The 21,258-nt window shown below is 71.7% G+C and carries 22 protein-coding genes and 1 tRNA gene; 4 read left to right on the forward strand and 19 right to left on the reverse strand.

What is annotated here, in order from left to right; all coding sequences use genetic code 11:
* Positions 1 to 14: 14 nt before the first annotated feature.
* Positions 15 to 734 carry an MSMEG_4193 family putative phosphomutase gene (locus tag AC4H2H_RS02070; RefSeq protein WP_494369160.1) on the reverse strand — a complete coding sequence of 240 codons (720 nt, stop codon included), beginning with the start codon at positions 732 to 734 and terminating at the stop codon, positions 15 to 17.
* 458 nt (positions 735 to 1,192) lie between these two features.
* On the opposite strand from AC4H2H_RS02070, the gene AC4H2H_RS02075 reads away from it, so the two are divergent.
* Entirely contained in the window at positions 1,193 to 2,443 is a 1,251-nt protein-coding gene (locus tag AC4H2H_RS02075) for a DUF4238 domain-containing protein (protein WP_494369341.1), read from the forward strand.
* A 192-nt stretch (positions 2,444 to 2,635) separates the two neighbouring features.
* Here the strand turns inward: AC4H2H_RS02075 and AC4H2H_RS02080 are convergent, their stop codons facing one another.
* The 4 genes from AC4H2H_RS02080 to AC4H2H_RS02095 all read right to left on the reverse strand — a co-directional run bounded on the left by AC4H2H_RS02080 (position 2,636) and on the right by AC4H2H_RS02095 (position 6,593).
* Positions 2,636 to 4,207: an ORC-CDC6 family AAA ATPase gene (locus AC4H2H_RS02080; protein WP_494369161.1), complete on the reverse strand. Its 1,572-nt coding sequence runs from the start codon at positions 4,205 to 4,207 to the stop codon at positions 2,636 to 2,638.
* Between the two features lie 237 nt (positions 4,208 to 4,444).
* A tRNA-Pro gene (locus tag AC4H2H_RS02085) sits at positions 4,445 to 4,518 on the reverse strand.
* Between the two features lie 69 nt (positions 4,519 to 4,587).
* A complete protein-coding gene (locus AC4H2H_RS02090; RefSeq protein ID WP_494369162.1) occupies positions 4,588 to 5,952 on the reverse strand; it encodes an MFS transporter in 1,365 nt (454 codons plus the stop codon).
* Complete coding sequence (locus AC4H2H_RS02095) at positions 5,949 to 6,593, reverse strand: GntR family transcriptional regulator (protein ID WP_494369163.1); 645 nt, start codon at positions 6,591 to 6,593, stop codon at positions 5,949 to 5,951. The genes AC4H2H_RS02090 and AC4H2H_RS02095 overlap by 4 nt, the downstream gene beginning before the upstream one ends.
* Positions 6,594 to 6,743: 150 nt before the next feature.
* Here AC4H2H_RS02095 and AC4H2H_RS02100 point away from each other — a divergent pair, with 150 nt between their 5' ends.
* Both AC4H2H_RS02100 and AC4H2H_RS02105 read left to right on the forward strand, forming a co-directional pair.
* Positions 6,744 to 7,394 carry a Fic/DOC family N-terminal domain-containing protein gene (locus AC4H2H_RS02100; RefSeq protein ID WP_494369164.1) on the forward strand — a complete coding sequence of 217 codons (651 nt, stop codon included), beginning with the start codon at positions 6,744 to 6,746 and terminating at the stop codon, positions 7,392 to 7,394.
* Positions 7,387 to 7,995, forward strand: coding sequence for a Fic family protein (locus AC4H2H_RS02105; RefSeq protein ID WP_494369165.1), 609 nt, complete (start codon positions 7,387 to 7,389; stop codon positions 7,993 to 7,995). The genes AC4H2H_RS02100 and AC4H2H_RS02105 overlap by 8 nt, the downstream gene beginning before the upstream one ends.
* A gap of 68 nt (positions 7,996 to 8,063) precedes the next feature.
* On the opposite strand, the gene AC4H2H_RS02110 is transcribed toward AC4H2H_RS02105, so the two are convergent.
* From AC4H2H_RS02110 to AC4H2H_RS02120, 3 genes are all read right to left on the reverse strand, one after another.
* A complete protein-coding gene (locus AC4H2H_RS02110) occupies positions 8,064 to 8,783 on the reverse strand; it encodes a hypothetical protein (protein WP_494369166.1) in 720 nt (239 codons plus the stop codon).
* A 62-nt stretch (positions 8,784 to 8,845) separates the two neighbouring features.
* Positions 8,846 to 9,946 (reverse strand): DNA glycosylase AlkZ-like family protein, encoded by a 1,101-nt coding sequence (locus tag AC4H2H_RS02115; protein WP_494369167.1) that lies wholly within the window; start codon positions 9,944 to 9,946, stop codon positions 8,846 to 8,848.
* A 42-nt stretch (positions 9,947 to 9,988) separates the two neighbouring features.
* Positions 9,989 to 10,822, reverse strand: coding sequence for an alpha/beta fold hydrolase (locus AC4H2H_RS02120; protein WP_494369168.1), 834 nt, complete (start codon positions 10,820 to 10,822; stop codon positions 9,989 to 9,991).
* On the opposite strand from AC4H2H_RS02120, the gene AC4H2H_RS02125 reads away from it, so the two are divergent.
* Positions 10,821 to 11,519, forward strand: a complete 699-nt coding sequence (locus tag AC4H2H_RS02125; RefSeq protein ID WP_494369169.1) for a GNAT family N-acetyltransferase — start codon at positions 10,821 to 10,823, stop codon at positions 11,517 to 11,519. The genes AC4H2H_RS02120 and AC4H2H_RS02125 overlap by 2 nt on opposite strands.
* A 111-nt stretch (positions 11,520 to 11,630) precedes the next feature.
* Here the strand turns inward: AC4H2H_RS02125 and AC4H2H_RS02130 are convergent, their stop codons facing one another.
* The 11 genes from AC4H2H_RS02130 to AC4H2H_RS02180 all read right to left on the reverse strand — a co-directional run bounded on the left by AC4H2H_RS02130 (position 11,631) and on the right by AC4H2H_RS02180 (position 21,129).
* The gene (locus tag AC4H2H_RS02130) at positions 11,631 to 12,818 is read right to left on the reverse strand and encodes a hypothetical protein (protein ID WP_494369170.1); all 1,188 of its coding nucleotides are present in this window, start codon (positions 12,816 to 12,818) and stop codon (positions 11,631 to 11,633) included.
* Positions 12,815 to 14,308, reverse strand: coding sequence for a ribosome biogenesis GTPase Der (gene der / locus AC4H2H_RS02135; RefSeq protein WP_494369171.1), 1,494 nt, complete (start codon positions 14,306 to 14,308; stop codon positions 12,815 to 12,817). The genes AC4H2H_RS02130 and der overlap by 4 nt, the downstream gene beginning before the upstream one ends.
* 63 nt (positions 14,309 to 14,371) lie before the next feature.
* Positions 14,372 to 14,746, reverse strand: a complete 375-nt coding sequence (locus AC4H2H_RS02140) for an iron chaperone (protein ID WP_494369172.1) — start codon at positions 14,744 to 14,746, stop codon at positions 14,372 to 14,374.
* A 28-nt stretch (positions 14,747 to 14,774) separates the two neighbouring features.
* Positions 14,775 to 15,722 carry an EamA family transporter gene (locus tag AC4H2H_RS02145; protein WP_494369173.1) on the reverse strand — a complete coding sequence of 316 codons (948 nt, stop codon included), beginning with the start codon at positions 15,720 to 15,722 and terminating at the stop codon, positions 14,775 to 14,777.
* The gene (locus tag AC4H2H_RS02150; protein WP_494369174.1) at positions 15,719 to 16,459 is read right to left on the reverse strand and encodes a lysophospholipid acyltransferase family protein; all 741 of its coding nucleotides are present in this window, start codon (positions 16,457 to 16,459) and stop codon (positions 15,719 to 15,721) included. The genes AC4H2H_RS02145 and AC4H2H_RS02150 overlap by 4 nt, the downstream gene beginning before the upstream one ends.
* A 7-nt stretch (positions 16,460 to 16,466) precedes the next feature.
* Positions 16,467 to 17,225 carry a (d)CMP kinase gene (cmk, locus tag AC4H2H_RS02155; RefSeq protein WP_494369175.1) on the reverse strand — a complete coding sequence of 253 codons (759 nt, stop codon included), beginning with the start codon at positions 17,223 to 17,225 and terminating at the stop codon, positions 16,467 to 16,469.
* Complete coding sequence (aroH, locus tag AC4H2H_RS02160) at positions 17,222 to 17,584, reverse strand: chorismate mutase (RefSeq protein WP_494369176.1); 363 nt, start codon at positions 17,582 to 17,584, stop codon at positions 17,222 to 17,224. Before aroH ends, cmk begins: the two co-directional genes overlap by 4 nt.
* 74 nt (positions 17,585 to 17,658) lie before the next feature.
* Positions 17,659 to 18,456, reverse strand: a complete 798-nt coding sequence (locus tag AC4H2H_RS02165; RefSeq protein WP_494369177.1) for a pseudouridine synthase — start codon at positions 18,454 to 18,456, stop codon at positions 17,659 to 17,661.
* Between the two features lie 174 nt (positions 18,457 to 18,630).
* Entirely contained in the window at positions 18,631 to 19,341 is a 711-nt protein-coding gene (scpB, locus tag AC4H2H_RS02170; RefSeq protein WP_494369178.1) for an SMC-Scp complex subunit ScpB, read from the reverse strand.
* Complete coding sequence (locus tag AC4H2H_RS02175; RefSeq protein ID WP_494369179.1) at positions 19,338 to 20,291, reverse strand: segregation and condensation protein A; 954 nt, start codon at positions 20,289 to 20,291, stop codon at positions 19,338 to 19,340. Before AC4H2H_RS02175 ends, scpB begins: the two co-directional genes overlap by 4 nt.
* Entirely contained in the window at positions 20,275 to 21,129 is an 855-nt protein-coding gene (locus AC4H2H_RS02180) for a ParA family protein (RefSeq protein WP_494369342.1), read from the reverse strand. The genes AC4H2H_RS02175 and AC4H2H_RS02180 overlap by 17 nt, the downstream gene beginning before the upstream one ends.
* Positions 21,130 to 21,258: the final 129 nt, after the last annotated feature.

The following is a 21,258-nucleotide window of genomic DNA, read 5'->3' on the forward strand; positions in this document are numbered from 1 at the left end:
CCGCGGGTCGGACGTCAGGACGCCTGGACATCGCTCGGGTCGTCGGGCTCTACCGGCCCGGCACCGCCCCCGACCGGCGCATCGCCGACGGGCGCAGCCGTGCGCAGCCACGAGAGGTCGCCGGCATCGGTGTTGACGGCCACCACCTCCGGGCGGTGCGCGCCGTACCGGACGATCGAGATCGACGCCGGGCCGACGACGATGCGCTGGAACAGGTCCAGGTGCATCCCCAGCGCGTCGGCCAGCACGGACTTGATCACGTCCCCGTGCGAGACCGCAGCCCAGACCGCGTCGTCCCCGTAGCGTGCCGCGACTTCGGCGTCGTGGCGCCGGATCGCTTCGACGCTCCGGGCCTGCATCGCCGCGAGCGACTCGCCGCCGGGGAAGATCGCAGCCGACGGCTGCGTCTGCACGACGGACCACAACGGCTCCTTGGCCAGATCCTTCAGCGCGCGCCCCTGCCACTGCCCGTAGTCACATTCGGTGATCCCGTGCTCGGTCACCATCTCCGGGGCCCCCGGCTGGTGGTCGAGCAGTGCCCGCGCGGTCTGCCGGCACCGTTCGAGCGGACTCGTCACGACGCGCAGCAGCGGGACGCTCCCGACACGCTTCGCGGCCCGGACCGCATGGTCCTCGCCCGTGGCGTCGAGGTGCACTCTCGCCGCACGGCCGGCAAGGATCCCTCCCGCGTTCGCGGTCGTGCGGCCATGGCGGACGAGGAGGACTGTCGGCATGCCCTGAGCGTAGGCGCGTTCCTGGTGCGTGCGTGGCACCTGAGCCGCTGACATCGCCGGGCACTGTTTCGGATGCACCGGGAGACGGCGGAATTTCAATCCATGTGCACATTCGTAAGCCGACGGCGCCTTCACTGCGGACACGCTAGTTCTAGCACTAGCGCTTCATTGCTCGATACATCGATTCCCACACCTGCACGCTTCGCCAAAGTCTGGCCGTGTCCGGCACCCGCGAGGCTCAGGGGCGTCGCGGCACACGACAAGTCCCACCGACATTCACCTGTCAGCGGAACAGCGCCTGCCAACTCCCGCCATGAAGGCGACGCGGTCGAACTCATTCCTCTGACCATCATGACGGCTATGCGGCCCGCCAAGGCGCCAGCTCCTCCACAGTCCCGCCAACCGGGCTGGTCATCCGGCCGGTCAACCTGGTAGTGACCAGCCCGACGCCCACGCTCATGCTCGCGGAAACTCCGTCAATCGCATATTGCGCTCTTCCAGAGCAATGTCGGGCCAAACTAGGAGCGAGCCATCACCACGACGTGGTGAGCCTCGAAGTTCGCGCTGACCTTCCCGGGGCGACGCCAAAGCGACCGCGGCGAGTCCCGATCACGCGAGCAGACAGGTTGCGCACCATCGTCGCCGCGGACACTGTCAGTGCCGTACGACACAATGTGTCCGTGACATCACCCAGGACAGCTCCAGTACCAGGTGCCCCGCACGAACCGCGACGGAAGAGGCATCACTACCTACCCATCGCCTACATGTCGGCGTGGGCAGATATGGACGAACGAGTTGCGGCGCGCAAGCGTCGCAATGACAAGACTTTTGTTACCTCGATGAAAAACGTGGCCCTCGAGGGCAATCTCTACACGATTGATGTTGACGGCCGCCCCGACGACAGTTTCGAGGTAGCACTTTCACAGCACGTTGAGCCACGACTCCCCGAGTTGCTAGCGCGAATCCGCCAACACCGCGCACCCCGAAGAGGTACAGCAGACCGACGCGAGGTTGCCGAAGCAATCGCGTTCCAGCACGCGCGCACGCCCGCAGTACTAGGCAGGTATCTTTTCCCAACACGTGTCTATGAGGCGATCGGCCATTACCCGATTACGTCCGATGAAATGCGTGAGTATCTAGCACAAAAACTTGGGAGCGAGCCGTTGGCCGGCGAAGTAGAAGGTGCATTGATCTACGTAAACCATAGCCTTAGTGACGGTGTGCCCACCAACAAGGAGGCGCTCGAGGTCGCAATACGGCATGTGGAGTTGCTCGCTCCACTGCTCGAGAGGCGGGCATGGCGCGTGGAGACTGCGCAAAGCGGGAGGTTCATCACGTCCGATCGTCCGGTCGCAACGTGGCAGCCAAGGCGTTATCTGTTTCAGGGGACTGGCTTCGACGGCGCGCACGAGATCCGCTTCCCGCTAGGACCGAACCACCTTCTTGTGCTAGGCAGAGACGGCGGCTCCGACGAGCGCTACATCGTAGATGCGAGTCGCGTACGTGATGTAAACAGCTATTCAGCGGCCGCTTGTGATCAACTGGTCATTGCATCGCCATCCGATAAGGCAGTTCTCGCGAACTACGTTATGGGCGACCGTGGACCAGTTCTGCGCTTCAATATGGCTCGGCTAAAAAATGACACCGGTAACGGAAACCCGGTGCCCGCAGGCAGCGAGGTACTCCACATCTATGTCGAGGACGTCTAGCGTTATTTCAGGCTGGCGAGCACGCGGACTCGACCAATAGAGCATCGTCACACCTTGGCTAATTTCCTGAAGGAGAAGCCACTGAGCGCCATACCGTACTCGTAGCGAGGCCAACTTGGCACACGCGTACGCAGATTTCGCTTGGGACCCGAGTCGCGAGCTTGCCACCAAGACGCGCTCGCATTGGCGATCTCAGTTGGCCTGCTCAAACGTCTCGAGATCCAGTACAGCCCTTCGAATAGAACGATAGTCATCCTTCGGAACTGTGACAAATTCGGCATGGTCGCTTTCATCGTCTACCTCGAATAGGCCCTGCGGCGCAGCGGTTGTCGAAACGAGCTCGACATAGCACCCAAAATCCAATGTAAAAACGTCGAACCGCTTCCCAGGGCGGTCGTTTGCCGACACCCCTCGCTTGATGACGTGTAGAACCCTGGAGTCGTACAATGCGATAATGAGCTCGTGTCGCCCCGATTGGCCCTGCTCGAGCAGGAAGGCGCGAGCCTTTCGCGTACCGATCACTTCGTCAATGATCCAATGAAGAAGCTCAATCGCGCGCTCGTTGGCCTGAACTGACTTTTCTTTGTCCCTGAGGTACCATTGGCGGGCCGCCTGCCTGACGTGCGGGACAGAGATCGGGTCATCGACCGCCAACCGGGCAGCGTGAATGGCAACGTTGATTGCGTCTCGGGGCACCCCTTCTACTGCACGCACAAACTCGGCAAAGGCGTTTCTCTGAGTGAAGGCGCGCCTAACAAATTCATCCGCCGTGCCTATCTGCGCCGAGTCGCCCTCAGCCAAGAAACTCGATACGTGCCGAAATAGGAGTTCGGCAAAGAATGCCTTTGCCTTATCCTCGTCGTTACCAAAGACCATGAAGTCATCGAGCTCAAGGTCGGCGAAGATGTCCGCACCGAGTTCGAAACCAATATAGCCTCCGACCCCATCGGGCTCGGAGAAGTTGCTCCGCTGTTCGATTGCGCCTATTTTTACGCTGACATTCTGCACGGGCAAGACGCAGCGCCGAAGTAGGTCCGCGAGCAGCGGTTGCAGGTCGAGCGGCACATCGGACCACTCATCGAGAATCAGCCACAATCGGCCCGGCAAGCTCTGAGCAAGGCCCGCCACGGCCTGCGACACGGCACCGAAATGAACATGGTAGCGCCGAGGGCCTTGAACACGTACTGCAACCTCTTCCGAACTGGCGGCGGCATCCTCAGCGTTCGCCTCGAATCCGCCATTCGAGCGAGTTAAGGTGAAGCCAACCCGCGCCCGAGATTCCTCGGATCGCTGCCTAGTGATCGCTCGCTCTTCGTCACCGCTGACGCGAACATCAGTAATTGCTCGTTCCAGGTCATCCAGATGCCTCATCGACACTGAGTAGTCAAAGCCACCTACTTCGTCAGCCTCGAGCACTTGGATGCTCAGTGCGTTGTAGACGTGGCTCAGTACGTCAACTAGGAGCCGGGTCCCACGCTCGGGCAACGGAACAGAGCGGTCACCATAGATTCCGCCATTGGAGCCGATAGTTCGCAAGTCAACGTATACCGGGACATCCCCGGCGGTCTGAGTTTGCTCCGCCAGGAACTGAAGTACGTGGGTCTTTCCCGTGCCTCGCCTCCCGTATACCACCTGATGATCTTGCGATGCAAGAAGCTCAAGTATTGGACCAGCGCTTACGAAAGTGCGGACGAGTTCGTCGGTCTGATTGACCTCCGCACGCCGCACAAGCTTCAAGATCGCTGAGTTGATCGCTGAGGTCACGGGCAGACGATACCGGTGAATACGTCGCCTGGGCTAGACCGGGACCACCGCGACGGCGACCTCGACATCCACGTCATCGACCGCGCCACCGGCGAGATCCTGCGCGAGCTCACCCTCGACCCCGCACGCGACTACCAGCCCACCGGCCGACAACACCGCCCAGACCCCGAACAACGAAAAGCCGGACCTACGAAAACGTAGGTCCGGCTGTCCGCGATGTCGTGAGACATCACACGGTCGGGCTGACAGGATTTGAACCTGCGACCCCCTGACCCCCAGTCAGGTGCGCTACCAAGCTGCGCCACAGCCCGTGGCTGGATCACTGGCCCTCACACGCTGCACAACACCGCGCGTCCTGGCCCCGTGAAGCCTCGGATACTCTACCCCATCCGCGACGCCTCCAGCGCACCGTTTGCCCCGGTCGCGGCTGTGCTGCGGGTCTCGTCCACGCCCTGAGCAGCGGCGTCGTCCTCCCCCGTCGGCAGGTGCGCGCGCCACGCGCTCGCGACGATCGCCAGGCACACCGCGGCGATGACCAGCCCGCCGAGGAACATCTGCGCGTACGTCCACCGCACGGACAGCGCCGCGAGCGCCACGGGCACGCAGAACCCGACGTACGTGAGCGAGTAGTACACGGCCGTGAGCCCGGCGAGGTCGTCGGGCGTCGCGATGCGCTGCACCTCGCTGAGCCCGGCGACGAGCGCGAGCCCGTACCCGGCGCCGAGCACCATCGCGGCGACGAGCGCCGTCGGGAGGTCGAGGCGCGCCGACGCGAGCGCGCCGAGCCCCATCCCGACCACGACGATCGACATCGCGACGACGGACGCCCGTGCGCTGTGCCGGGTGTCGATGAGGCGGCCGAGCACCTGGATCCCGACGCCGCAGCCGAGACCGAGCACCGTCATGAGGCCGGAGAACGCGATGGGCGCACTCCCCGCGCTCGTGGAAACGAGCCCCGGCAGCACGGCGTACGCGCTGCCCGCGCATCCGAACACCCAGGGCGCCACCGGCACGACGACGCGCAGGAACCGCCGGTGCGCGACGGCCGGCACGCGCAGGTCGTCGCGCAGCCGACCGCGAGCGGCGCCGTCGGCCGCGACGCGCGTCTCCGGCACGCCGAGCACCCACACGCCCGCCGCGACGGCGAGCGCCGCGTGCAGCAGATAGGCGGTGTGCGTCGGCCACGGCGCCCACTGCGCGAGCACCGCCGCGACGCCCGCCCCGACGAGGAACCCCAGCGTGAGGGCGAGGCCGGCGCGCCGGGCGCCGGAGCCGCCGTCGGGCACCCCGGACGTGCGGGACGCCGCGTCGCTGAGCTCCTTGACCCACGTGGTGCCCACGGCCATGACGAGGCCGAGCGCGACCCCGCACAGCACCCGCCCGGTCGCGAGCAGCGCGGCCGACGACTCCCCCGCCGCGAGCACGAGCGACCCGGCGAGCCCGATCGGCGCCGCGGGCAGCAGCAGTGGCCGCCGCCCGTACCGGTCGGCGAGCGGTCCGCCGAGCAGCAGCGCGGGCACGATGCCGAGCACGTACGCGGCGAGCAGCGCGTCGACGGTCACCGCCGAGAAGTGCCCCACCTCCCGGTACATGACGAGCAGAGGCGTGAACTCGTTGCCGCCCCACGCGACGGCGAACATCACCGCCGCGACGGCGACCCACGCCCGCGGCCCGACGGCGGCGCTCGCCCCACGCGCGGAGGCCGCGGTCTCGCCCTCGGTCGCCGACATCGAGACCGCGCTCACAGACCCGACCTCGCGTCCTCGAGGTGGCGTTGGATGCGGCGCTTGTACGTGCGGGTGTCGCGCACCTCGAGCGCGTCGATCAGCGCTCGGTGCCCGGCGACGAACGTCGTCGCGCGGCTCGGGTCCCACCGGACGCTGTGCGCGACCATGCGCTGCTGGCGCTCGCGCAGGCTCACAAAGAACGTCGTGAGCAGCGCGTTGCCACCCGCGGCGACGATCTCCTGGTGGAAGCGCGCGTCGAGGGTCGCGTACTCCGCGACGTCGCCGTCGGCGACCGCGGCCTCCTGCGCCGTGACGAGGTCGCGCAGGAGCGCGACGAGGGTCGCGAGCTCGGCGTCGGGCAGGCGCACGACGGTCTGCGCGGCGTGGGTCTCGACGAGCAGACGCGCGTCGAGGACGGCGTCCGCCTCCCCTGGCGCGACGGGGACGACGAGCGCGCCGCGCTTCGGGTAGAGGCGCAGCAGGCCCTCGGTCTCCAGGCGCAGGAACGCCTCGCGCACCGGCGTGCGGCTCACGCCGAGCTGCTCGGCGATCTCGCCCTCGCTCGTCATCGACCCGCCGGGCAGCGTGCCGTCGAGGACGAGGGACTTCACGTGTCGGTAGGCCTGCTCCGTGGCAGAACCGCTGGTCGTGCGAGGCATAGATACATGATGCATCCATCTGGTGCACGACTTCGACCTGAGTGGCACCGCGTGCACGTGGCCCTCGCCACACCGAACGCGGACCTTCACGTGTGCGTAGAGGTCCGCCCCTACTTACAGTTTGGCCGAAACTGTAAGTAAGGTGCGAGCGTGGACACACAGGACGGCATCGCCATCACGCCCGTCGGATACGAGACCCACGCCTGGGTCGCGGAGAACGACGGCATGTCCACACGTGCCCAGGTCGCCGCGGGATCGGGCCCGTACGAATCCAGCCTGCCAGCCCTCATCGCAGACCATTCCCCTGGCCTGTCGCCTCGGCACTCCGCCGACGCGGAGGAGGCAGCCGCTGCTCTCGCGCGGTTCGACTCCTACGCCAGCTCCACCCTCGGACCTGACAGCCCCACCCTCGGACCGATGGCGTCGATCCTGCTGCGCACCGAGTCGGCGTCCTCGTCGCAGATCGAGAACCTCACGGTCGGCGCCAAGCAGCTGGCGCTCGCAGAGATCCACCAGACGACGAGTACCAACGCCCGCACCGTCGTCGCGAACGTGCGCGCCATGCAGGCCGCGCTGGACATCGCCGACAAGATCGACGAGGACTCGATCCTCACGATGCACCGCGAGCTTCTCGCCGGGCAGCCCGGGTGGGAGGACCACGCGGGTCGATACCGGCAGACCCTCGTCTGGGTCGGGTCCTCGAGCATCAGCCCTCGTCTGGGTCGGGTCCTCGAGCATCAGCCCTCGTGGCGCCACGCACGTCGGGCCTCAGCCGGAGCTCGTGCCAGGGGCGATGGCTGATCTGGTCGCCTTCGTGCGCCGAGAGGATCTCCCCATCGTCGTCCAGACGGCCGTCGCGCACGCCCAGCTCGAGACCATCCACCCGTTCACGGACGGCAACGGGCGCACCGGACGTGCCCTCGTCCACGCCATGCTCCGCTCCAAGGGACTCACCCGGAGCACGATCGCACCGGTCTCCGCCGGACTGCTCGTGGACACCGAGGCCTACTTCGATGCCCTGACCGCGTATCGCTCGGGGGACGCCTGGCCGATCGTCGAACAGTTCTCGCGCGCGAGCCGGTACGCCGCGACGGCCGGCGCGCGGCTCGTCGACGACCTCGCCGCACAGGTCAACGACGCACGAGACCGGCTCGTCGGCCTACGACCCCAGGCCTCTGCCTGGAAGGTCGTCCCGCACCTCGTGGCGCATCCGGTCGTCAACGCAGCGTTCCTGCGCGACCACCTCGGCTTCAGCGACGTCACCGCGCAGCGAGCGTTGAGCCAGCTCTCCGACGCAGGCATCCTCCGCGAGCGCAGCGGTCTGCGCCGGAACCGTGTCTGGCAGCACGACGGGATCATCGCTGTCCTCGACCTGTTCGCTCAGGGGATCCGGCGTCGCTGATCGTGGACGTGCCCGGGATGGACTCGTCGTGTGACCTCAGCGTCGTGTGACCTCAGCGTCGTGTGACCTCACGGGGACCGGCGGCTCGGCCCCGCGCCGCCGGGGCTGCTGCGGCGCAGCGGCTCGTGCACGCGCCACACGCGCCGGTAGGCCCGGTACCCGTGGCGCGCCCACACGAGGAACGACACGACCGCACCGACCACCCCGACGACGATCCCCCACCCTACCGAGCCCGTGACCAGCCGGACCGTGGCCCCGCACAGCATGCCGACGAGCGCCGACTCCACGACGGCGATGAGCAGCATCGAGCTCGCGAGCACCTGGGTCCGGTCACGCGACGCGAAGGGGTAGTAGGTGCGCTCCGCGCCTGCCCGGTCGTCGGCCGCCGACATGAGGAAGTACGGCTCGACGCCCGGGTCCAGGTCCACGTACGCCCCGCGCAGGCGGTTCATCGCGAGCACGTGCGCGAGGTCCTCCACCCCGGTGTTGATGACGCGCAGCTGCGTCACCGCGCCGAGCAGCGCGAGCAGGAGCAGCACCCCTACCGCGACCGCGCCGAACCTGCCGCGGAAGCCCGTCGCGTTCCCGAGCACGCCCAGGCTGAAGACCCCGGCGGACACGAGCGTGAGGAAGATCGCGATGCGCGTGAGGACCTCGCTCTGCGTGGTCGAGCGCGACGCCAGCAGGCTCCAGTGCTCGGTCGCGAGGATCTGGGCACGCAGCGCCCGCTGCGCGTCAGTCAGACGCGCAGCGTCGTCGCCCGACGACGCGGGCCCTGCCGTCGTCATCCCGTCATTGTCCTCCCGTGACCCGGTCACCGACCTGCTGGCCGCGCACTGCGCGCCCGCGCTCACCCGACCTCGACGAGCCGAAGGTCGCGGTCCAGCAGGCCACCCAGCCGCGTGGGTGCCGCAGCGAGGACGTCGTGCGGTGCAGCAGCGCCGTCGAACCAGGACACCCGCAGCTCGTCACCCGCGGCGGCCCACGTCCCCGCGACGACGCCGCCCACGGTGACGACCGCCGCCCCGCGGCTCACCACGGCGCGGTGCGCAGGCGGCACGACGTGCGCGTCCGACGTCCCCGGGCCGAGCACCCACTGGTCGAACACCGACAGCAGGCGGACCACCGACGTCGCGACCGTCGCCTCCAGCCCGTCCGCGTCCGCGCGCAGCACGAGCGCGCGCTCGCCCTCGACGTCGACCTCGGCCATCACGTCGCCACGCAGGTCCCCCAGCCAGCGGTCCAGGCGACCGCGGCCGGCGCCCAGCCCCTGGCCCAACCAGTAGTGGACGCGGTCCGGGGTCGCAGGCCCGTACGTGCGCAGGTACGCGACGATCGCGTGCCGGCCCGCGGCGTCGAGGTCGGGCCAGTCCACCCAGAGCGGGTTCGTGTCGAGGCGCTGGAACGCCGACCGGCCGTCGCCCGACGGGGCGAAGCTCATGTCACCGAACCACGCGAGCGGCTTGAGGAGAGTGTCCGTGCCGTCGCCGAACGACGGGCGCAGGTGGGCGAACCGGGCGTGCGACGCCACGGCGTCGCCGAGCTCGGCGCGCGTGAGGGGGCCGTCGGCCAGCGCGTCGCGCACGACGGCGCGCAGATCCGGCCACTCCGCGGGCGTCAGGCGGTAGTACTCCTGCCAGCTCGTCCGTTCCCACATCCGTCCGGCCCGGCGCAGTGCCAGGTAGGCGCCGCCGTCCTCGGGTGTGAGGAGATGGTTCGCGCCCCGGAACGCATACGTCCGCACGAGCCGTCCGTCCGCGACCGCCCGAGCGACCTCGCCCGGCTCCGACGCGCGCTGCCGTACGCGAACGGCGAGCTCGGCCGCGTCGTCGGAGGCGGCCGGGACGGCGCCGAGCCGCGCGACGACGTGCTCGGCCGGGTCGTCGCCGACCGGCTCGAGCAGGTGCCGCCGCGCCCGCCACGCGAGCGCCTGGGCCCAGGTGATCGCCACGCCTCGCAGGCTAGCGCTGGGCTCCGACACCCGCCGTCGGGATCAGACCACCGGTCCCGCGCCCCGCGCGACCTGGAGCACGCGCGCCACGCCCGGCTCGTCAGGCGCGTCCGTGATGTCCCGCCCGTCGAGCCAGCACCCGATCGCGTGCGCGAGCTCACCGGGGTGGCTGAAGTTCATCGCGTGCGCCGCGCCCTCGATCGCCACGACCGTCACGTGCGGCGGCGCGAGCGCTGCGACCTCCCGCACGCGCCACGGCGGCGGCATCAGGGGGTCGCGCGTGCCGATGGCCGCGAGCGTGGGCACGGGCACCCGGATCATGCGTTCGAGCGACGGAAAGCGGGCCAGCTCGGCGAAGACCTGCAGCGCATTCATCGGCCCGAACCGCGCGTAGTCGGGCACCGCGATGCGCGCCATCCTCGGGCTCTCGCGTCCGGCGTCCCGCGCGAGCTGGGTCAGGGCGCGCACGAACGGCTGGTTGTGCACCCCGCCGGCCGGCGATGCGAGCACGATGCCGGCCACCCGCTCCGGCGCGGCGTGCGCGACCTCGAGGCTGACCGGGCAACCCATCGAGTTGCCGACAAGGACGACACGTTCCAGCTCGAGCGCGTCCAGCAGGTCGAGCAGGGACCACGCGAGCGCCGGGATGCCGAGCGCGTGCGCCGGGTCCTCGCTGCGCCCGTAGCCGGGGAGGTCCGGGACGACGTTGGTCGCCCGCTGCGCGAGCCGTTCCGCCGTCGGCACGAGGCTCCTCCCCGAGACCGCGAACCCGTGGACGTGCACGAGCGGCACCGCGCCGGGCACCTCCGGCCCGAGGCGCACGAAGACCTCGCGCCCCTCCACCTCGACACGGCGCGTGCTCCATCCCTCGGACATGGCTCGATCCTGGCAGAACCCGCGTCGTCGCGCCCTGGCGGCGATGACCGATGATGGGCCGATGCACGAGGTGACGATCCGGCCGGCCCGCCCCGACGACGTCGCCGCCGTCGCGAGACTGCGGTGGCGGTGGGTGGTCGAGGAGAACGGCGCGACAGACGTCCTCGACGAGGACGAGTTCGTCGAGGCGTTCGCCGGGTGGGCCCGCGAGCAGGCCAGGACCCACCGGTGCTTCGTCGCCGAGCGGGAGGGTGCGGTGATCGGCATGGCCTGGCTCGCGCTCACAGCGCGCGTGCCCAGCCCGCGAGCGCCGCACCGCCGCAGCGGGGACCTGCAGAGCGTGTACGTGGTGCCCGACGCGCGGGACGCCGGGCTCGGGTCACGTCTGGTCGAGGCCGTGGTCGCGCAGGCGGGCCGGCTCGGCGTCGAGCGCGTCGTCGTGCACAGCAGCGAGCGTGCCGTCTCCGCGTACGATCGCGCAGGTTTCGTCGTGGACGAGCGGCTGCGGCACCGGGCCGTCCGCCGGGACGTGATCGTCGAGCTCGCGGGGGTCGGTTCGCTGGCGGTCCTCGCGGTCGGCTGCCCGACATCCGTGCCCGACGCGAGCCTCCTGCCGCACCTCCCAGAGGAACTACGCGACGACGCAATGGTCGTGACGGACGGCGCCGACCTTCGGGCAACGTTGGAACTGAGCTAGCGCCCAGCCGACACGAGGGGTCCGACCGGACACCAGGTCACCGCCGGCGTCTGACGCTCGCGAGATAGCGACGTACCGCGCGAGACGGGGCTCCTCAGGGGCCGTGCGTCGCTATCTGGGCCGTGCGTCGCTATCTCGCGGCGGCGTGCTCGGGTCGGCGCCGCGCGGCGGTGTCCGACGGCGCTCGTCGTCGCCGCCCAGCGCGGCGCCGAGCGCCGCGAGCACGAGCAGGTCCACGACCAGCCCCGCGACGCCGACCCACTGCAGCGCGCGGAACACGAGCAGCTGCGTGAGCAGCAGCGACACGAGCACGCCGCGCCGCACCCAGACGGCCCCCGCGCGACGGTCCGCGCTCTGCCCGCCGCGCGCCCGCAGCACGCCCGTCACGACGCACGCGGCCGTCGCCGCGGCCCCGACGGCGATCCCGACGCCGACCCACGACGGCACGTCGATGTCCCGGACGAGCACGCGGATACCGGCGACCAGCGACCCCGCCGCCGTCCCGAGTACGAGCACCACGACGAGCACCCGGGCCCACCGCCGCTCGAGCGCGGCGGAGAACCATTCCGACGACCGGCGCACGAGCGCGCGGACCGGGTCGGGGAGGTCGACGTCGTCGCGCGGCACGGCCTCGACGAGCGCCGACACTTCCTCGGCGCCCGGCTCGCCGCGCCCGAGCTCGACGAGCGCGCGCGCCTCGTCGCGCTCCGTGACGGTGAACCCGCCGGCGACCCCGGCGACCGCCCGGTCCGTGGCCACCGCGAGGTACTCCGCCGCGTGGTGGCGCCGCCGCCCGTGCAGCGCCTCGACGACCAGGACGAGCGCCACGACGGTCGCGTAGATGAGCGCCGCGGTCGGTTGGTAGAAGTAGTCGTTGTCGGACGTGACGAACTTGCCGATCTCGTCGACGAACAGCCCGAACCCGACGCCGCCGAGCACCGCCCCGAGCGAGCGCAGCGTCGGCCCGACGAAGGACAGAAGGACGACGATCCCGAGCGCCATCCCGAGCCCGCCCCACAGCACGTGCGCGACGTGCAGGTCTCCCCCGCCGACCTGCGGGTAGCCCGAGGCGGCGAGGAGGAACCGCGTGACGAGCACGGTCGCCACGGCGACGACGAGGAACGTCACGAGGTGCCGCACCGCGGCGGTGTCGCGGGCGACCCCGAGCCGCAGCGCACGCCCGCGCCGGTCCATCCCGGTGCGAGGGGCACCGGTCCCGCGCGGGGCGCGGTCCGCCGTCGGGCGCCCGGATCTCTCCGGGCCGCCCGAGGGCGAGACGCTCCCCGCGCGCAGGCTCACCGCTTGCGCTTCTCCCGCACGCGCACGCTGATCTCGATGGGCGTGCCCTCGAACCCGAACGTCTCGCGCAGGCGGCGCTCGATGAAGCGGCGGTAGCCCGCCTCGAGGAAGCCCGTCGCGAAGACGACGAACCGCGGCGGACGTGTGGACGCCTGCGTCGCGAAGAGGATGCGCGGCTGCTTGCCGCCGCGCAGGGGGTGCGGGTGCGCCGCGACGAGCTCGCCGAGGAACGCGTTGAGGCGGCCGGTCGGGATGCGCATGTCCCACGACTCGAGCGAGCGCTGGATCGCGGGCACGAGGCGGTCGGTGTGCCAGCCGGTGCGCGCGGAGACGTTGATGCGCGGCGCCCACGTGACCTGCACGAGGTCCTTCTCGATCTCGCGCTCGAGGAACGGGCGACGGTCCTCGTCCATGAGGTCCCACTTGTTGTACGCGATGACGAGCGCACGCCCCGCGTCCACGACCTGCGAGATGACGCGCGTGTCCTGCTCCGTGAGCGGCACCGACGCGTCGACCAGGACGACGGCGATCTCCGCCTTCTCGATCGCGGCCTGCGTGCGCAGCGACGCGTAGAAGTCGGCGCCCTTGGTCTGGTGCACGCGGCGGCGGATCCCCGCGGTGTCGACGAGGACGTACGGGACGCCCTTGATCGAGACGAGCTCGTCGACCGGGTCGCGCGTCGTGCCCGCGGTCTCGTCGACGACGACGCGGTCGGCGCCCGCGATCTTGTTGAGCAGCGACGACTTGCCGACGTTCGGCCGCCCGATGAGCGCCACGCGACGCGGGCCCGTGGGCCGCACCTCGCCGTGCTCCGACTCGGTCGGCAGCGCCTTCATCGCAGCCTCGAGCAGGTCGCCCGTGCCGCGGCCGTGCAGGGCCGAGACCGGGTGCGGCTCGCCGAGACCGAGTGCCCACAGGTACGCGGCATCCGCCTCGCCCGACTGCCCGTCGACCTTGTTGGCGCACAGCACGACGGGCTTGCCGGACTCGCGCAGGAGGCGCACGACGCGCTCGTCGGTCGCGGTGGCGCCGACCGTCGCGTCCACGACGAACAGCACCGCGTCGGCGAGCGAGATCGCGACCTCGGCCTGCTCGGCGACCTTGTGCTCGAGCCCGGCGACGTCGACCTCCCAGCCGCCCGTGTCGACGAGCGTGAACCGGCGACCGGCCCACTCGGCGGGGTAGCTCACGCGGTCGCGCGTCACGCCGGGCTTGTCCTCGACGACGGCCTCGCGGCGCCCGATGATGCGGTTGACGAGGGTCGACTTGCCGACGTTGGGCCGTCCGACGACGGCAAGGACGGGCAGCGGGGCCTCGGGCTCGTAGCCCTCGATCTCCTCGCCGTCGGCGTCGAGCAGGACGAGGTCGGTGTCCTCGAGCTCGTAGTCCTCCAGGCCGGCGCGCAGCGCGCGCTCGCGCGCCGCGTCGTCTGCGACCTCCGCGGACGGCGTGGCGGGCTGGGCGTGGTCGGGTGTGGTCATGGCATCCATTCTCCCAGGCCGCGGGCCGGACTCCGAACGCGACGCCGCGCGACCCCTGCCGAGCTCTGCGGATCAGCCCGGAGCGCCGGAGTGACGCTCCGCGAGCAGCGCCACCACGGCCCGCACGACGTCGTCCGGCACGGGCTCCGCGAGCGGGAACCGCAGCGTGCCCTTGCCATCCTGGTAGCGCGCGAGCCTACGTGCCAGGCCGTCGTCCTCGACGTCCGGGACCGGGTAGAGCGAGACGTGGTGGGCCCAGCCCGCGAGGTAGACGACGTAGCGGTCGTCGAGCGTGAAGGTCGGGATCCCGTAGCTGATGCGCTCACCAAGACCGGGGATCGTGTCGTGCACCACGCCACGCAGGTGCGCGACGACGGCACGGGCGTCCGGCGCGAGCGTCGCCAGGTAGTCGTCCACGGTCGTGGGCCTGGCCGGAGTGTCGGTCATGCGTCCTCCCCCTCCACCTGGCGCGAACCTACCGCGCGGTGGGCGAGCCCGCGAGGCGCACGAGCACGACGCCCGCCACCACGAGCACGCCCCCGGCGCCCTGCACGAGGCTCGGCACCTCGGCGAGCAGGAGCCACGCGATGAGGACGGCGAACAGCACCTCGGACAGCCCGACGAAGGAGGCGAGCCGCTCCCCCATCCGGACGGTCGCGGCGACGCCCGACACGTACGCGAACGCCGTCGCGACGAGCACGACGACGGCGAGCGGCACGTACCAGGGCGTCGCCGCCCCGAGCAGGGCGACGTCGACGAACGGCGCGGCGAACGGCAGGACACCGACGAGACCGGCCACGCCCAGCGCGAGCGCGCCCACGCCGAGGCCTGACGCCGCGAGCGCGACGGCCGGCAGCCGCGTGGGCCGGGCGGACAGGACGAAGTACGCGCCGAGCCCGGCGGCCGCACCGAGCGCGAACAGCACCCCGAGGAGGTCCGGGCGCGCTCCGGCGGGGTCGACGACGAGCACGAGCCCGCCGATCGCGACGACGCACCCGGCGAGCGTGAGCCTCGGCGGCACGTGGCGCGTGCGGGCCCACGCGAGCCCGACGAGCAGGACCGGCGCGAGGTACTCGAGCAGCAGCGCGATGCCGACGGGCATGCGCGCCACCGCGGCGAAGTAGCACAGCTGCGTCGCGGCGACCGCGACGAGGCCGAAGCCGAGCACGAGCCGCCACTCCTCGCGCAGCAGGCGGTGGCTGCCGCGCAGGGCGAACGCGGCGATCGGGAGCAGGACCACGGCCGAGCACAGTGCGCGGGCGAAGACCGCGGCGCCGGGCGTCCAGCCCGCCTCGAGCAGCGGCTTGACGAACGGGCCGCTCGCACCGAACGCGAGCGCCGACGCGAGGCCGAAGAGCACCCCGCTCCCCGGGCGGTCCCCGACCGCGCGCGGCGCGTCGAGGGCGTCGGCGGGGGCGCTCACAGCGGCGGTGCCGGTGGGGCCGACGGCGCACCGGGAGCCTGGCGATCGCGGTTCGGGTCGTCGGTGGGCAGCACCACGCCGGTGCGCGCCACGGTGTCGGCGACGAGCTCCGCGAGCGTCGTGCGGATGCGCTCGTTGGCGTCCACGAGGGCCTGCCGGCCGCTCACGCCGGGTGCGCGCTCGACGTCGAACGGCTCCCCGAAGCGCACGACGAGCCGGCGTCGCAGGCCCGGGAGGTGGTTGACGCCCTCGCCCGTGCGGCGCGTGCCGAGCACGGCGACGGGCACGACGTGCGCGGGCCCGTTGAGCGCGAGCCACGCGACCCCCGCGCGTGCGGACGTCGCGTCGCCGCGCCCCCGGTTGCCCTCGGGGAAGACGCCGACGGCCCCGCCGCGCCGGAGCACCGCGAGGCCGGTCGCGAGCGCGCGACGCCCACCAGGACGGTCCACGGGAATCTGACCGGCCGCGTGCAGGACCCAGCCGATCGGCCCGACGAACATCTCCTCCTTGACGAGGACGTGCAGGGGACGCGGCGCGACCCCGAGCACGATCGGGCCGTCGACGAAGCCGGTGTGGTTGGCCGCGAGCACGACCGGGCCGTCGGTCGGCACGAGGTGCGCCCCCTCGACCTGCGTGGCCCACACCACGCGGGCCAGGAACCGACCCACCCAGCGCGACCACGCCGGGCCGGCCGGCGACGGCACGCGCTCGCGGGCGACCGCGTCCGAACGGCTCATGTGCGGCTCACGGCGTCGGGCGGGGCCCTACCACCCGCCCGGTGACCCGCTCGACGACGTGCAGCACGGCGTCGACCGTCTGCTCGAGGTCCAGCTCGGAGGAGTCGACCGTGACGACGCCGTCGGCCGCGACGTGGAACTGCGACACGGTCGCGTCGTCGCGGTCGCGCCGCAGGACCTGGTCCCGCGTCGCCTCGACGGCGGCGGCGTCGGCCGTGCCGTGCACGTCGAGCGAGCGCCGCGCGAGGCGCGCCTCCTCGCTCGCGGTGAGGAGCACGCGCGCGTCGGCGTCCGGCGCGACGACGGTCGTGATGTCACGGCCCTCGGCGACGACACCACGCCCGCCCGCGGAACCGTCGGGCGTGCGCTCCGCCTCGATCACGGCACGTTGCAGGCGCCTCAGCTCGGCACGCACGCCGAGGTTGGTCGCGACGGCGCTCACGGCCGTCGAGATCTCGGTCGTGCGGATCGCCTCGCCGACGTCGGTCCCCTCGACGTGGACCGTGGGTGCCGAGGGGTCGAGCCCCATGACGAGGGGCATGACGCGCACGGCGTGCGCGACCGCGTCCTGGTCCGCGAGGTCCTCGCCGCGGTGCAGGCACCACCACGTCGCCGCGCGGTACATCGCACCGGTGTCGAGGTAGGCGAGCCCGAGCCGCCGGGCGACGCCCTTGGCCACGCTCGACTTGCCCGACCCCGAGGGCCCGTCGATCGCGACCGTGAGGGGCCCTTCGTGCGGCGACGACCCGCCGTCGGCCGTGCTCACTGCGCGAGGTCCTTGCGCAGTGAGGTCGCGCCGTGCAGGTACACGTGCTGGACCGCCGACCGCTCGACGTCGAGCTCCGCGTGCGCCATGAGCCGCACCACGCGCGGAAGAGCACCCGGGACGGCGATCTCCGTCGCGCACATGAGCGGCACGTCGCCGAGCCCCATCTCCCGCGCCGCCGCCGCCGGGAAGTCGGAGACGAGGTCCGGCGTGCAGGTGAAGAAGATCGAGATCAAGGACGAGGTGTCCACGGCGTTGGCGTCGAGGACCGCCTGCACCAGCTCGCGCGTGCGCGCGAACAGGTGCTCGCGGTCGTCGGCGTCGAGCTGGGTCGCGCCCCGGATGGCCCGGACCGGCATGGGTCGTGCTCCTTCGTGCGGGCCGGTGCGCCCGGCGGCGCCCCGGTCGGTGGTGACGGCGGGCTCGGGTCGGCTCACAGCCCGACGGCGGACATGAGGGTCCCGAGCTCGGTGCGGCCGAGGACGCGCGTGGTGCCCGGGCGCAGGTTGCCCAGCGCGATCGGGCCGATGCGCGTGCGCACGAGGCGCGTGACGGGGTGACCGACCTCCTCGAACATGCGACGCACGACGCGGTTGCGGCCCGAGTGCAGGACGATCTCGATCATCGTGGCGTCGGGGACCTGGTCGACGACGCGGTACGAGTCGGCGCGCGCGAGGCCGTCCTCGAGCTCGATCCCGTGCAGGAACTTGTTCGCGACGTTGCCCGACACCTTGCCCGCGACCGTGACGAGGTAGGTCTTGGCGACCTCGTGCGCGGGGTGCGCGAGCCGGTTCGCGAGCTCGCCGTCGTTCGTGAGCAGCAGCAGACCCTCGCTGTCCGCGTCGAGGCGCCCGACGTGGAACAGGCGCTCGGACCGGTTGGCGACGAGCTCGGTGAGCGACGGGCGCCCCTCCGGGTCGTGCATCGTCGACACGACGCCGCTCGGCTTGTTGAGCGCGAGCGTCACGCGCGACGTGTCGAGCTGCAGGCGCATGCCGTCGACGTGCACGACGGCGGTCGTCGGGTCGATGCGCACGCCGAGCTCGCGCACGCGCACGCCGTCGACCTCGACGCGTCCGGTCGAGATGAGCTCCTCGCACGCCCGACGCGAGCCGAGGCCGGCCGAGGCCAGCACCTTCTGCAGCCGCACGCCGTCCTCGACGTGCACGTCGCGCTGCGGCTCCTCCGGTTCCGCGCGGCGCGGCCGGCGCGGCGGTTGCGCGCCGCGCACGGGCTTTCCGCCCGAGGCGCCGCCTCGCCGGGCACCGCCCGAAGCGGCTCCGCCGCGTCGTGGGCCGCCCGTGCCGCCCGTACCGCCTGCTGCGCCGCGCGGCGCACGCCGGGGCGTACCGGGCGATCCGTCACCGCTCTGGCGCCGGTCTCCTTGGCTCATTCTCGTCCTTCGTCAGTCTTTCGCGGGCGTCGCCGGCTCGGCGTCGCCCTCCATGTCAGCCGCGTCGACGGCGCCCCCGTCCTGTCGGTCGTGGACCTCGCCGCGAGTCGCGGTGCGCAGGTCGGCGAGCCCGTCGAGGCCTTCGAGGTCGTCCATCTCGGGCAGGTGCGGCGCGAGCGCCGGGAGCTCGTCGAGCGACGTGTAGCCCATCCGCTCGAGGAAGTACCCCGTCGTGCCGAACAGGCCGGCGCCGGTGTAGGGGTCCTGGGCGACCTCCGCCACGAGACCTCGCGCGACGAGCGTGCGCACCACGCCGTCGACGTTGACCCCTCGCACCGCCGACACCTGGCCGCGGCTGACCGGTTGACGGTACGCGATGACGGCCAGAGTCTCCAACGCGGCCTGCGTCAGCCGGGCCGTCTGGCCGCCCTGGACGAACCGTCCGACGGCCTCCGCGTGCGCGGGAGCGGAGTAGACGCGCCACCCGCCACCCGCCTCGCGCAGCTCGAAACCGCGTGGCCGACCCCCGCGCTCGCCGCGGTACTCGGCCGCCAGCTCGTGCAGGGCCGCGACGACCTCGTCGACCGGGACCGCGAGCGCCGTCGCGAGCTCGACCACGGGGATCGGCTCGTCGGCGACCATGACGACCGCCTCGAGCGCCGCGGGAAGACCGCCGGGCAGCTCGTGGACCTCGGGCAGGAGCAGCACCTCGGGCTCGCTCACGCGGGCACCTCCTCGACGTCGGACGGCGCGTCGGACAGGTCAGGGGCGCCGGCGGGCGGCTCATCCTCGTCGAACTCGCTCCCGACGCCGGACAGCGCGGGCTCCGGCCCGCCGTCGTCCCCCGTCCAGCGCACGGAGAGCTCGCCGAGCGGGGTCACCTGGTCGAACCCGACGAGACCCTCGCGGAACAGCTCGAGCAGCGCGAGGAAGCGGGCCACGACGACGGCCGCCTCGTCCTCGCCCGCGACCAGGGCGCGGAACGTCGTCGTGCCGTGGCGGCGCACCCGGTCGACGACGACGCCCGCCTGCTCGCGCACGCTCACCGCGGGCGCGTGCAGGTGGTCGAGCGAGACGCCGGGCGGGGGCGCCTTGGGGGCGAGCGCGCGGGCCGCGAGCGCGGCGAGCTGGTCGGGGCCCAGCGTCCACACGAGCTCGGGCAGCAGCGCGGCGAGGTGCGGCTCGAGCTGGACGACGCGCGGGAAGCGTCGACCCTCGGACGCGAGCCGCTCCGCGAGCACGCCGCCGACCTGCTTGTACGCGCGGTACTGCAGGAGGCGCGCGAACAGCAGGTCACGCGCCTCGAGCAGCGCGAGATCCTCGTCGTCCTCGACGCTGCCCGTGGGCAGCAGGCGCGCGGCCTTGAGGTCGAGGAGCGTCGCGGCGACGACGAGGAACTCGCTCGCTGTGCCCAGGTCCCAGCCGGGGTGCTCCTCGCCCGCCGCACGCGCGGCGGTCGCCGCCCGCTCGGCGTCGCGGATGTAGGCGATGAAGTCGTCCGTCACGCGCGCGAGCGCGACCTCGGTGATGTCGAGCTTGTGCTTGGTGATGAGCGACAGGAGCAGGTCGAACGGTCCGCTGAAGTTGTCGAGGCGGACCTCGAACGCTCCCCCGGAGGCCCGGACGCCCGGTGCGACCGGCTCCGTCGTGAGCGTGTCAGGCGGCGTCGCCACGGGCGACCAGCTCCCGGGCGAGCTGCCGGTACGCGAGCGCGCCGGGGTGCGTCGGCGCGTAGACGGTGATGGGCTCGGCGGCGACCGACGCGTCGGGGAACTTCACGGTCCGGCCGATGACGGTGTGGAGCAGCTTGTCCCCGAACGCCTCGTGCACGCGCGCGACGACCTCGCGCGAGTGGAGCGTCCGGGAGTCGAACATCGTCGCGAGGATGCCGTCGACCTCGAGGCGCGGGTTGAGGCGGTCGCGCACCTTCTCGATCGTCTCGACGAGCAGCGCGACGCCGCGCAGCGCGAAGAACTCGCACTCGAGCGGGATGAGGACGCCGTGCGCGGCGGTGAGCGCGTTGACGGTGAGCAGGCCGAGGGACGGCTGGCAGTCGACGAGGATCACGTCGTAGTCGTCGACGACCGGCCGCAGGACGCGCGACAGGACGGACTCGCGCGCGACCTCCCCGACGAGCTGGACCTCCGCGGCAGACAGGTCGATGTTCGCCGGCAGCAGGTCGAGGTTCTCCACGTCCGTGCTCACGAGGACGTCGTGGATGTCGGCGCCGCGCTCCATGAGCAGGTTGTAGACCGTGCGGTCGAGCTCGTGCGGGTTCACACCGAGGCCCACGGACGCCGCGCCCTGCGGGTCGAAGTCGACGAGCAGCACCTTGCGGCCGTACTCCGCGAGCGTCGCCCCGAGGTTGATGGTCGTCGTCGTCTTGCCGACGCCGCCCTTCTGGTTGCACATCGCGATGATGCGGCCGGGGCCGTGCGAGGCGAGCGGCGCGGGGTCGGGGAAGTGCGGCACCGGGCGCCCGACGACGTCGAGGCGGGGCGCCTCGGTCACGAGGGCCGCGCCGCCGTCGGCACCGGCGGGCTCACCGACGCCGTGGCCGGCGCCGTCCGGTGACACGTCGGCGGCGGGACGGGCGGCGTCGTCGTGAGAGCTGCGCGCGCCGTGCGTCTCGGGCTGGGT

It is taken from the genome of Cellulosimicrobium sp. BMG9.22, from assembly GCF_059159975.1.

What these genes read in the sequence shown, in the direction of transcription:
- AC4H2H_RS02105 (WP_494369165.1), top strand. Translation starts at nt 7,387, where the DNA reads ATGGCTGATCTGGTCGCCTTCGTGCGCCGAGAGGATCTCCCCATCGTC.
- AC4H2H_RS02125 (WP_494369169.1), top strand. Translation starts at nt 10,821, where the DNA reads ATGGCTCGATCCTGGCAGAACCCGCGTCGTCGCGCCCTGGCGGCGATG.
- AC4H2H_RS02150 (WP_494369174.1), bottom strand. Translation starts at nt 16,459, where the DNA reads ATGAGCCGTTCGGACGCGGTCGCCCGCGAGCGCGTGCCGTCGCCGGCC.
- AC4H2H_RS02110 (WP_494369166.1), bottom strand. Translation starts at nt 8,783, where the DNA reads ATGACGACGGCAGGGCCCGCGTCGTCGGGCGACGACGCTGCGCGTCTG.
- AC4H2H_RS02140 (WP_494369172.1), bottom strand. Translation starts at nt 14,746, where the DNA reads ATGACCGACACTCCGGCCAGGCCCACGACCGTGGACGACTACCTGGCG.
- aroH (WP_494369176.1), bottom strand. Translation starts at nt 17,584, where the DNA reads ATGCCGGTCCGGGCCATCCGGGGCGCGACCCAGCTCGACGCCGACGAC.
- AC4H2H_RS02120 (WP_494369168.1), bottom strand. Translation starts at nt 10,822, where the DNA reads ATGTCCGAGGGATGGAGCACGCGCCGTGTCGAGGTGGAGGGGCGCGAG.
- AC4H2H_RS02075 (WP_494369341.1), top strand. Translation starts at nt 1,193, where the DNA reads ATGCTCGCGGAAACTCCGTCAATCGCATATTGCGCTCTTCCAGAGCAA.
- AC4H2H_RS02095 (WP_494369163.1), bottom strand. Translation starts at nt 6,593, where the DNA reads ATGCCTCGCACGACCAGCGGTTCTGCCACGGAGCAGGCCTACCGACAC.
- AC4H2H_RS02070 (WP_494369160.1), bottom strand. Translation starts at nt 734, where the DNA reads ATGCCGACAGTCCTCCTCGTCCGCCATGGCCGCACGACCGCGAACGCG.
- der (WP_494369171.1), bottom strand. Translation starts at nt 14,308, where the DNA reads ATGGATGCCATGACCACACCCGACCACGCCCAGCCCGCCACGCCGTCC.